A 10,867-nucleotide genomic window follows, 5' to 3' on the forward strand; every position below is an offset into this window, starting at 1 on the left:
TTCGTCTACTTAATCTTTTTTCGTTAAAAAGAGTTCCTGAAATGACAATTTGAGGACCTCATTAATTACGGTAAGGAATTTTAACAATTGCCCCTTTTTATTTTTGCTAAGAGGACCTTTTTTAGTTAAAATATTATTTTTTCAGGAATTTAGATTAAAAATCGTGGCTAGAGAAGGTAAAGCAAAGGTTTTAACAGATGCTGAGTTCAGACGACTCTTAGCAGTGGCTAAAGATAGTACATTTTCTATTCGCAATGTAGCGATAATTTATTGTTCGTTTGGTTTGGGATTACGTGCAAAAGAAATTGCTTCTTTAACGATTGCTGATGTTGCCGATAGCCATTACCGGCTTCTTGATGAAATTTGTCTTAAACGGTCTATGACCAAAGGTGAAAAGCAACGGTATGCTTATTTAAGTAATAAAAAATTGCGAGAAACGCTCCAAACTTATCTTAATCATTTAAAAGATAATGGCGTAGCTCGTCACAAACCTTTCTTTCAAACGCAACGCCGAAGCCGTTTTACGCCTAATACCTTACAAAAATGGTTTCGCAAATTATACGACAAAGCAGGTATTCTAGGAGCAAGTTCACATTCAGGACGGCGAACTTTCATTACCAAACTGATTGAGCAAGGCGTCGATATTAAAGCCGTTTCAAGATTAGCAGGTCATGCTTCGATTGTGACAACGTCTATTTATGTTGATGATAATCCAGATAGACTTAAACGGATCGTGGCAAATTTGGCATTGGTTTGAAGTACCAGCATAATTTAAACGACCGGTTATGGAACCATTCCTAACCTACTCCCAAAAAACTGTAAATTGGTCATTTAATTAACATTACGTAAATACTTATTTTATTTATGTGACTTAAGACAATCTAAGTTTAAGACCTAATTCGGATATAGACTTACATTTAAAAGTTGCTGCTATTCAGTTTGCAGAATAATTCATAATTTATGTGAAGCAGGAAATTTTACTGAAAACTATATTTTTAGAATATAGGTCCTAAATCTATGAAGATCTAGAAGGCTGAATTGAGTGGACGGTATTGCAAAGCTATAAAGTCTATGAAACAAACTCCATATGTATGCTTGAAACAATACCATCAACTCCTATTTTCATTTACAGATAATTGTGTTATTTGATGATTTACTTTCTGTTGTTTCTTCTAGAGAATTAGATGAATCACGTAATGAGCTTTCTATTTTCTGTTTAAATTCAACTGTGTTTTGATAAAAAGTATTTAATTTATCTAATTGATTTATTCTCTGGATATTCTGCTCTACCAATGAATCAGCTTTCCTTACAAGACTTTTGGCATACGGATAAATGCCTTTATGTTTTTCTATACTTTTCTCAATTTTTTCGCTCCCTTCTTCTGCAATATCTATAGTTTTATCACACTTTTCGTTCAAATAACGCATAAAAAAACTTGCTGTATTACCTACAGCGGTAAGTGCTGAGTACAATGTTTTTTTACTTGGATTTGTGAGTAACTCTTGAGTACTTGAGTGAGTTTCAGGAATACTATCTGTCAATTGTTGCAAATTAGTCTTAATAGAGCCTGTCGCTTTAAACTGCTCATGCATTTGTATTACATTATCTTTTTGTTTTTTAATAAAGCTACTAGTATTTTCTATAGTTCTTGCGAAAAAACTCTTATCTTGGGTATCCAGAGTTTGTGTTAGCGTTTGTAGTTTATTTTGAAACCTATTAATTTCTTTATCTAATGTATGAATCTCTCCCTTAACCGGATTAATAATTACTGCTTCGGTTATTTTTGTAGCAACTACCCCGTTTGCCTTTTCTACAATGAATCCTTCGATTTGTTCTTTTATATCTTCCTCTTCTTTTTTTAACTCCTTTTTTAACTTGCCAACCTGTTCACTAATAAAGTTCTGGCCGCTATCAAGCATAGCTTGTACTTTTTTTGTGGATTCATTCCATGGTGAAGTTTTATCATGCTTCTTAACCATCAAGTCGCATTCAGCTATGATATAATCAAGCTTCTTCTCCCACCCCTCAATTTCGGAAGAAGTTACCCTTTTTTTCTGCTCTGGCATAATAAATATCTCTACAACTTAATAATTATCAGCCTATTGTAGGAAAGCAAAATTATAAGAATATTAAGTAAACATAATGTTTTTTTTTAAATCAATTAAATTTTTTATTATGTTTGTTAAGGTATTAAGCTAAATTATATTAGCTGCTTATTGAACAAAAGCAGCCATTTTACTGTCAACTCTATTTTTAGAATAGAGTTCCTAAAATTACGAATCATGTCCTGAAACAATGAGAGTAAGTTTCATAGGGTTTTTAGAAAACTTAATAGGATTATAAATTGAATTAACTTTTTATAAATTTTTATTTATAAAAAAGTTTCTATTTAAGATAAATATAGTTTTCTACTTAAAGTTCATTGTTAATGATAGTTGCAATAGTTGGCTAGCCATTTCCTCACATTTATTTTTATAGATCAGCAAAGTCTGTATTGTACTTAGCTTATAATCTATACTCAGCATTTTGTTAGCAAACAACTTAATACGGTCACTAAATTCACGTCTTAACTCAAGTGCCCTACCCTTCTCAGAGACATCTAAACTTAATTCATCAATTCCATCAGAAAGAAATTGGCATTGAGATTCATAAAGCGTTTTGAAAGACTCAAGACTGTAATTTTCTTGACTTAATGCAGCTTCTAAATTCTGCTCTATTTCTTTGAATGACTGAATCAAATTACCCATGATAGTTACTTTACTAGGCTTAATATTTTTTAATGAATCTGCTTTTAAGTTCAAGTTAGATAGAAGCTGCTTTAAGTTTTGATAAAAATCATTATATGCTGAACGAAATCTAGTATAGTCACTAAAAGATAAGGTATCCGTATCCGTAGCTTCGATTTTTATCTTCTTTAAATAAGTAACATAATTGATGAGTGCCTCAAGATATGGAAATAAAGGCTGACCATTACTTATAATTTGTTTGGCAACATGAATAAAATTTTCTCTATCTACTGAATCAAATTTAGTAGATGTTGAATTAATTTGTTCAAAATAAAATAAAATTTCAATAAGCTTAGCTAGCTCTATATTTTTATTCTCTAAATATTTATATTTCCCATCTGATTTATCAGTATGCTTCTCCACGAACTGATTAAGCGTAAGTTTTCCATTAACTTCTTTATTACTATGTTGGGTATGTCGGCGTCGAAAAGCAGAGCGTTGTGTGGTTTTTAATAACTCATCGGGTAATAAGATATAATGATAAGGTCCTACGTGCGTATAATTTTTTCTGTTTTTAATATCTTGAAATAGATTAGGAATAAAATAAGAATTATTATTCATTCTTGTGGTATCACGAGCAAAAATTAGAGCATCGGTATAACATGAAATAAAATCTCTTTGTCTAACTTCCGCCACAGTCATAATCGGTATATCAGAATTATTCTCAATATCTGGTAAATAATATTTAATTCTTGCTGACTCACCTTGAGAATCAGCTAATAAAAATAACTCTTCGCCATTTTCTCGTAGATAGATTAACGGAATAGCATGGCCGCTTGTAGCGCCTATAATATAAGCTTTTCGATAATTAGGACTTTTTTCTTTACGACAGTCCTGAATTAAAGTGGGTAAGAATTCATTTAAAGTTGATATTGCAATAGCATTGCCGAAGGAATTTCTAGGAATTTCGATATTACAAAAATATTTTTCATTATAATAAGTAGCTATTAACTCAATACCCTTTTCTGATAAAGAAATTTCCCCTTTAGCTGGTTGGTCAAAATAAATTATTGATTCAAAAGGCGTAATCGGCATCATATATCCTAACTAAAATGAACTAATTCATTTAAAGTATAGTTCCTACTAAATCTAAGCCTTCTTAATTCAATACATCCTGCAAACGAAGTCGAATAAACTATATCAGAACAACCTAGCCTGTTAGTGCACTCTGCAGTCATTTTAGAGCTAATAAACCGTCTATTGCGTTTATTGCATAATATTGCTTTGACATCTCTAACTTATTTGAGTTGTTATGTATAGTACATAAATTATAACCATAAGGATTATCAAAATTGTTAATGTGCTAAAATTTATGTTTATTTTATAACTCAATTTATTATTATCTAGCTAATAGCCTTAATCACTTATTAGCTAAGTAACTATCTACTCTCTTAAAAAAACTACACAGCGTTATCCACAGAATTTGTGAATAACGTTATTTACCTTAAGCACATAAAGATCGATCATGCTCATAGTTCGCTAATTTATTTTCAAGTTCTGTTTGTTCCTCATAAAGACGAGCAAGTTTAAGCGCGCTATTGTCTATAAGCGCCCTACTAGCATGAGAAAGCCCCGCGCTATAATCTTTCTCCATCATCTGGAGATAACAGCCTTCTGAATAAATTTCATGACTTATTTGTTTCAACTTATCGGCAAGCTCATTGATAAGACCTGTGGACTCTTTTGAAATTGTTTCACACCCATTAAATCGAGCTTCCACTTTATCACTAAGCTCAAACCGAGTTTTAATCTCAGCGATTGTTTTAGGATTATTAATACCTAAAAGCTCGCGTTCTAACTTTTCTTCTTTCATCTTACGAGTTCTTACGTCTTTACGCTCTTTAAAAAGAGAGCCTATATAAGAATGATTATAGAACCCTTTTGGTGTGGACCACCGTTTGCTTCGAAGTATCAATGAAATGGCATTCAGTTTATGTTTGAAACTTTCACAATGCTTAAATTGATTTGGATCAGTTGCTGCAAAAACAATCTCTGCAAAAAGTTGTTCAGGATCTGATATGAGAACATGGTGTTGATGTTGAATATTATAAAGCATGCCTTTAATTTGGCTCTTAGCCTCGTCCGTAATTAAACCCTCTAGTTCTTTTTCGTATTTAAAATTTTTCGTGAAAGTTTTATTAGGTTTACAATAGGCGTCCTTTTCAACAAAATTAACAGTATCTGCTTCACTAATAGTATTAGTAAAACAATTATATTTTTTATCTTTATATATAGAAGGTATCAATTTTGACTTTTCGATCGTCTCAATTTGCTCTAATTGTGAACTCGTTGATTGAACTACGCTCTCATCTTCGCATGGTTTATTATTTTGAGGTAGATCGGAAGATTGATTAATTAGTTTAAGAAGCTTGTCTGTGATCCTAATATAGGTTCGTTTCTTTACTTCAAACTCATTAGGATTGTTATTTTTATTTTTAGCACAAAAGGTATTGCGTCTTTCTATGAGTTCTAAATCAGCAAACTCTTTAATGTATTTTTTTAAAGTACTTAGCCCTACCCCAACGTGTTGTGCGATGTCTTCGTAAGGTCGCATAAACCAAATAGAGTCAGAGTTTTTTAATTTATATTTAGAGTTTTGCCACCAGAATATAAACTGATCGAGCAAGTAAGCTTTTTTAGGGCATCTTGTTAATGTCTTTAGGACATTAAATCGCTCATGAAAAATTGAACAAATGTTCCCCATAGATAATTTCCTTATCTTTGTTGTTTTTTTAAGGGAACGTAGCTAAAATAATAATTGGATGATTACAAAAAATTTAGATAAACAGATTCCTATCTAATTTTTGGTAAAAAATTAGCTTCGTTCCAAGCTAAGTTTTATAAGTCCTGATAAGTTTGCCGACTTATCAGGACTAAACTTTTTAATATTCCTCTTTTCCTAATTAAGCATATGTTTTTCCTATCTTTATTAATTATTAATAAGTTATTACTATCTTCATAAGAATCTATATCATCTCTTTAAAATCCGCAATATTTGTCAAATAAAAATAAATAATGCGGAATTGTAATTTTGTTGTTGATAAATAAATAATTTACCTCTAAATTAAAATTTCATTATTTTTAAAATTAGGAATAAAAATGAAAAATCAAGCAGGGATTGAGTACATACGAGCTTTAATAGGTCGTGGTGAAAGTGTGCTTAGACAAATTGAAGAAAGTGGTAGAGCTCCTAATAATAATAAGATTCTAGAAAGAAGGTGGTCATTAAAAGAAACGGCAGAATTGGTTGGACGTTCCAGTAGCTCCATCTTGAAAATTCAGAATCAATTGATAAGTGATGGCTTATTGGATGATATTGAGAAAAACCAGACGACTAACAGAATTGCAGGATATACAATTAAACAAATTAACCAATTTAGACAACATTTTAAGACATACCCAAGACGAGATGCGTCACAAGATGAATGTCTTGTTTTAGCTATTCAAACCTTTAAAGGTGGAGTTGGAAAATCAGTTACGAGTGTTGCAGTAGCACAGTATTTTGCAACTCAAGGTTATCGGGTTTTATTTATTGATATGGATTCACAAGCTTCTTCGACTAGTAGCTTTGGTTATATTCCTGATAGAGATATTGAAGATAAGTGTACCCTGTTACCTTTTTTCAGAGGTGAAAAAGATAATTTAGATTATTGCATACGTAAAACGTATTGGGATGGCTTAGATATAATTCCTTCTAATTTACAACTCTATAACCTTGAATTAGGAATTGCAGAACAGATAAAAGATATTCCTACAGTCGAAAAAAATTATTTATTTTCAGAATTGAAACAGGGAATTAATTCAGTAAAAGATGCCTATGATTTGGTAATAATTGATAGCCCGCCGGCTCTAGGATTTACTTCCATGAATATCCTCTGTGCAGCAGAAGCCTTAGTTATTCCTACTCCTCCAGCTTTATATGAATTTAGTTCAACAGTACAATATCTTCGTATGATTGAAAATGTTATTGAGATGATTGCACCAGAAAAAGAATTCCATTTTATTAAAATATTAGCAACAGATGTTTTCTTAAATCAAACTAACCACCGAGAGTTTTTACCAATAATGCAGGATGTTTTTGGTTTTCATATGATGAGCAACTATTTTTTACATACAACTGAAATTGGAAATGCTGCTATTGATTTTCAAACGGCATTAGAGGTTAGAAGGCCTCAAAAAAGAGCATTGAATATAATTAATTCATTTTGCAAGGAGCTCGAATTTGAAGTATGGAAAACATGGCCAAGCAAAGTTAAAAAGCTTGAGAAAGCTGGGAAGTTTGTAGTAAATGGAGAGGCTACTTATGCGTAAAAAAAGATCTTTGGCAGGTGTAATTGTTGATGAAAATCAAAATAAAGAGAATGCAAAAGTTGTCTTACCTGCTGCATCGCGAACAATTACTACTAAAAGTCAAACTGAAATAGTACGAGGCACAGAGTTCTTAGTAGATCCTTTAGACTGTCGACCTTGGAGATTCCATAATCGTGATACAGTATGGATGAATGTAGAAAAATGCCAAGATCTAATATCTTCTATCCGAAAAAATGGCCAGAAGGTGCCTATATTTGCGCGGAAATTGGAAAATGACCTTGAAGGTAAGAATTGGGAGATAATTGCAGGTAGAAGGAGATGGTTTGCCTGTAACTACCTCAAACAAAAAGTACGAGTCAAAGCTGTTGAAGCTAGTGATAGAGAATGCGCTATATTAATGAATTTGGAAAATAAAGATCGTAATGATATTAGCGAATTTGAAGATGCAATTAGCTATAAGCAACAACTTGATGCAAGTTTATTTGATAGTCAAGATGAAATGGCTTCCGCTTTAGATTTAAAGAAGAGTAAGTTATCTAAAATGTTATCTGCAGCAAAAATTATTAATTACAAAGAAATCATGGCTCTCTTTGAAGATATTACCCTTTTGAAAATTAACCCAATATATTCATTAGTGGTTTTATTAGAAAAAAATGCTAATTACAGGGAAGTTATTATTAATGCTGCAAAAGAGTTGAAAGATAAAATTCAACAAAGGAAAACTCACATAAAGCCAAATGTTATTATTAATGAACTTATTAAGGCAATTAATAAAGATGAAAAGAAATTTAATGTAGCGAGAAGTTATAAAGTTGATGACAAAATTCTTTTTAAATCTATTCAGCCTACTTATAAGAAATTTGTATTTGAGTTTAATAGATCTAATTTTTCTAATATAGAACCTGAAAGACTTAAAGCATTGGTTTTAGAAGCGTTAGATGAATTTATATAGGTAAAGACGGTAGTTTCATTTATGAAACTTTTATTTAAGTTATTGAAATTAAAGTAAATTTTTAAAATTTTTGGAAAACATAATTAACGTTATGTTTTCCTATATAAACTAAATTTATTAACCAGAAACAATTTCACTCTAAGTTTAAATTGAATACGAGCAGCTTAGCTCCAGTTGTTGAAAAGTATATTTAAGAAAATCAAAAGTTTTTTGATAAATACCATTATTGTTTGATTCTCTAGGTCCAGCGACATTTAAAACCTTTATATCATTTTGCCTAATAAACTCGTGTATTTTAGAAAAGTTTTCTTCCTCAGATTGTGAAATAACGATGGTAAGCTATGGTTTTTTCTGTACTGAAGCTTCAGTGATTGTAAATGCAGTGCCGCTATCTTTAAGAAAAGGTAGTTTAGGTACAACAATTAAAGTTCCATCAGAATCCTTTATATTGGCTTTTGTACTTGCAACATAATTTTCCTTTTCAGTATTAAAATTTCCTGTAATCGCTATCAAGTTACTATATTTGCTAGGAATTATACCAAGTTCATCAATACGTCCTTTTGGACAACATCCACCATAAGGTATAGACATATAAATAGCCGCATCAAGAGCCGCACGATCAACACCAGTTTGTCCTCCAGAAACAATTTTTTCAATCATTAAATTATTTTCCTCAACACATCAATATATCTTAAATGGGTATAGATTTTAGCAGGTCAGCATGCAAAATATCTTTATATGGTTTACAACTTTGGTTATATAATATATTTATTAATTGCAGCCTACAATTTCATATATATATCTATAGAGAAATTTAGCTCTATTTATAAAATCCATGTATTATTGTAGCGAAATTGCGAGTAAATTTTCTTTTTGTTAAGATTAAATTTATAGCAATTATCATAAATTGAAATAAAGAAAAATTATATGGTTGAAATATGAGCACTGTTTTTTTGAACTTAGTAGGAAGGTCAATTTACCNATCGCTAATTATTTTAATATTTCTTGCTTAACATTATCGAATTTCTGTATGGTTGTTACACGTGGGCTATAACTATTCTCATCGCGAGTTAAAGACCAAAAGCTAGCAGTTTTCTGAGGATCTGTATCGACTAGAAGTGGATCAAATCCATCTATAGCTCTTGTTGCAGCTAAATTCGTAGCTAAGGTTGTTTTTCCTGTCCCACCTTTTTCACCACCAATTAAGATAATCATTTTATTTTTCTTCCTAAATTATACACACAAAAATGCTATCATATTGATAGCATTTTGCAATTGTTTTGAAAGCATTTTGATTGCTTGATAATAATTTTTTATAAAATTTTACTTATCCAACGCAATTTAATAAATTGCTATCAAAATGCAAGCTTTTTGATAGCAATTCGAAAGCATTTTGATAGCCAATTGATATCTGGTTATATATTTTAATATTAGAATGAAGTTTGAATATGCTATTGAAGTGCGAGCATAATGCGCTCACTTTAAAGGCAAAATGATATCAGCTTACTAAAGCATGTACGTATAAAACAAATTTTTAGGATACTAGCTAAATGCTAGCATAATGCATGTATTTTGAAAGCACTTAGAAAGTCAACGTTATTAAATTATAAATTTATTGGTAATGTAAAAATTACTATCATGTGCTATCAAAATGATTTCATAGAGCAATCAATTTGATAGCACTTTAATAGCATAATGCTAGCTTATATACTAGAAAAATAGGTGTGCATTATACATTAATAAATTTAAATTAGATTTAAGGAATGAAAATTCATTTTACAGAGTAATGTAAATAATATGATCAGGGTGTTTTTAATTATGCTATAGTTTCTAACTTTAAAAAAAGAGCGTTCAAAACAGCAAGTTCTTTAATAAAAGGATAATATGCAAGTAATAACATATAAAACTAGAATTTTGTAATTTATGTTTAAATTGAATATGAGCAGCTTTGCTCCAGTTGTTGAAAAGTATATTTAAGAAAATCAAAAGTTTTTTGATAGATACCATTATTATTTGACTCTCTAGGTCCTGCGATATTTAAAACCTTTATATCATTCTGCCTAATAAAATCCTGTATATTAGAAAAGTTTTCTTCCTGAGATAGTGAAATATCGATGATAAGATATGGTTTTTCCTGTACTGAAGCTTCACAGATTGTAAATGCAGTGCCACTGTCTTTAAGAAAAGGTAATGTAGGTACAATAACTAAAGTTCCATCAGAATCTTTTATATTGGCTTTTGTTCTTGCAGCATAGTTTTCTTTTTCAGTATTAAAATTTCCCGTGATCTCTATTAAGCTACTATATTTGCTAGGAATTATTCCAAGTTCATCTATACGGCCTTTTGGACACCACCCGCCATAAGGTATAGACATACAAATAGCTGCATCAAGCGCAGCACTATCAACACCAGTTTGTCCTCCAGAAACAATTTTTTCAATCATTAGATTATTTTCCTCAGCAGATGAATGTATCTTAAATGGTCACAGATTTGGCAGGTCAGCATGCAAAATATCTTTATATGGTTTACAACTTTGGTTATATAATATATTTATTAATTGCAGCCTACAATTTCATATATATATCTATAGAGAAATTTAGCTCTATTTATAAAATCCGTGTATTATTGTAGCGAAACTGCGAGTAAATTTTTTTGTTAAAATTAAAATTAAATTTATAGCAATTATCATAAATTGAAATAAAGAAAAATTATATGGTTGAAATATGAGCACTGTTTTTTTTGAACTTAGTGATGTCCTTACTCAGCTGCTCAAAGCATATAATTTAACTGAAGCTGAACTTAGTAGGAAGGTCAATT

8 protein-coding genes and 1 pseudogene are annotated in these 10,867 nt (G+C 30.7%); 3 read left to right on the forward strand and 6 right to left on the reverse strand.

The annotated features are described in order from the left end of the window. The first annotated feature begins 163 nt into the window (after positions 1–163). Positions 164–757 carry a tyrosine-type recombinase/integrase gene (locus E1P04_RS14925; RefSeq protein WP_131783690.1) on the forward strand — a complete coding sequence of 198 codons (594 nt, stop codon included), beginning with the start codon at positions 164–166 and terminating at the stop codon, positions 755–757. A 365-nt stretch (positions 758–1,122) separates the two neighbouring features. Here the strand turns inward: E1P04_RS14925 and E1P04_RS14930 are convergent, their stop codons facing one another. The 3 genes from E1P04_RS14930 to E1P04_RS14940 form a co-directional block, all read right to left on the reverse strand. Further along, positions 1,123–2,067 carry a hypothetical protein gene (locus E1P04_RS14930; RefSeq protein WP_131783691.1) on the reverse strand — a complete coding sequence of 315 codons (945 nt, stop codon included), beginning with the start codon at positions 2,065–2,067 and terminating at the stop codon, positions 1,123–1,125. A gap of 342 nt (positions 2,068–2,409) precedes the next feature. Beyond that, entirely contained in the window at positions 2,410–3,825 is a 1,416-nt protein-coding gene (locus tag E1P04_RS14935; RefSeq protein ID WP_131783692.1) for a hypothetical protein, read from the reverse strand. 406 nt (positions 3,826–4,231) lie between these two features. After that, the gene (locus E1P04_RS14940) at positions 4,232–5,491 is read right to left on the reverse strand and encodes a hypothetical protein (protein ID WP_131783693.1); all 1,260 of its coding nucleotides are present in this window, start codon (positions 5,489–5,491) and stop codon (positions 4,232–4,234) included. Positions 5,492–5,886: 395 nt separating this feature from the next. Here E1P04_RS14940 and E1P04_RS14945 point away from each other — a divergent pair, with 395 nt between their 5' ends. Together E1P04_RS14945 and E1P04_RS14950 are read left to right on the forward strand one after the other, a co-directional pair. After that, positions 5,887–7,098, forward strand: a complete 1,212-nt coding sequence (locus E1P04_RS14945; protein WP_131783694.1) for an AAA family ATPase — start codon at positions 5,887–5,889, stop codon at positions 7,096–7,098. After that, entirely contained in the window at positions 7,091–8,050 is a 960-nt protein-coding gene (locus E1P04_RS14950; protein WP_165482808.1) for a ParB/RepB/Spo0J family partition protein, read from the forward strand. Before E1P04_RS14945 ends, E1P04_RS14950 begins: the two co-directional genes overlap by 8 nt. Before the next feature lie 144 nt (positions 8,051–8,194). On the opposite strand, the pseudogene E1P04_RS18130 reads toward E1P04_RS14950, so the two are convergent. The 3 genes and pseudogenes from E1P04_RS18130 to E1P04_RS14970 form a co-directional block, all read right to left on the reverse strand. Further along, positions 8,195–8,710 (reverse strand): annotated as a pseudogene (locus E1P04_RS18130) (putative molybdenum carrier protein). 330 nt (positions 8,711–9,040) lie between these two features. Continuing rightward, positions 9,041–9,265 carry a nucleotide-binding protein gene (locus E1P04_RS14965; protein WP_242604485.1) on the reverse strand — a complete coding sequence of 75 codons (225 nt, stop codon included), beginning with the start codon at positions 9,263–9,265 and terminating at the stop codon, positions 9,041–9,043. 712 nt (positions 9,266–9,977) lie between these two features. Further along, positions 9,978–10,493, reverse strand: a complete 516-nt coding sequence (locus E1P04_RS14970; RefSeq protein ID WP_131783697.1) for a putative molybdenum carrier protein — start codon at positions 10,491–10,493, stop codon at positions 9,978–9,980. Positions 10,494–10,867 lie beyond the last annotated feature (374 nt).

The organism is Legionella gresilensis (genome assembly GCF_900639865.1).
Classification (GTDB): domain Bacteria; phylum Pseudomonadota; class Gammaproteobacteria; order Legionellales; family Legionellaceae; genus Legionella_C; species Legionella_C gresilensis.

Coding starts and splice junctions, on each gene's coding strand:
- E1P04_RS14930 (WP_131783691.1), bottom strand. CDS start 2,067: ATGCCAGAGCAGAAAAAAAGGGTAACTTCTTCCGAAATTGAGGGGTGG.
- E1P04_RS14935 (WP_131783692.1), bottom strand. CDS start 3,825: ATGATGCCGATTACGCCTTTTGAATCAATAATTTATTTTGACCAACCA.
- E1P04_RS14940 (WP_131783693.1), bottom strand. CDS start 5,491: ATGGGGAACATTTGTTCAATTTTTCATGAGCGATTTAATGTCCTAAAG.
- E1P04_RS14945 (WP_131783694.1), top strand. CDS start 5,887: ATGAAAAATCAAGCAGGGATTGAGTACATACGAGCTTTAATAGGTCGT.
- E1P04_RS14950 (WP_165482808.1), top strand. CDS start 7,091: ATGCGTAAAAAAAGATCTTTGGCAGGTGTAATTGTTGATGAAAATCAA.
- E1P04_RS14965 (WP_242604485.1), bottom strand. CDS start 9,265: ATGATTATCTTAATTGGTGGTGAAAAAGGTGGGACAGGAAAAACAACC.
- E1P04_RS14970 (WP_131783697.1), bottom strand. CDS start 10,493: ATGATTGAAAAAATTGTTTCTGGAGGACAAACTGGTGTTGATAGTGCT.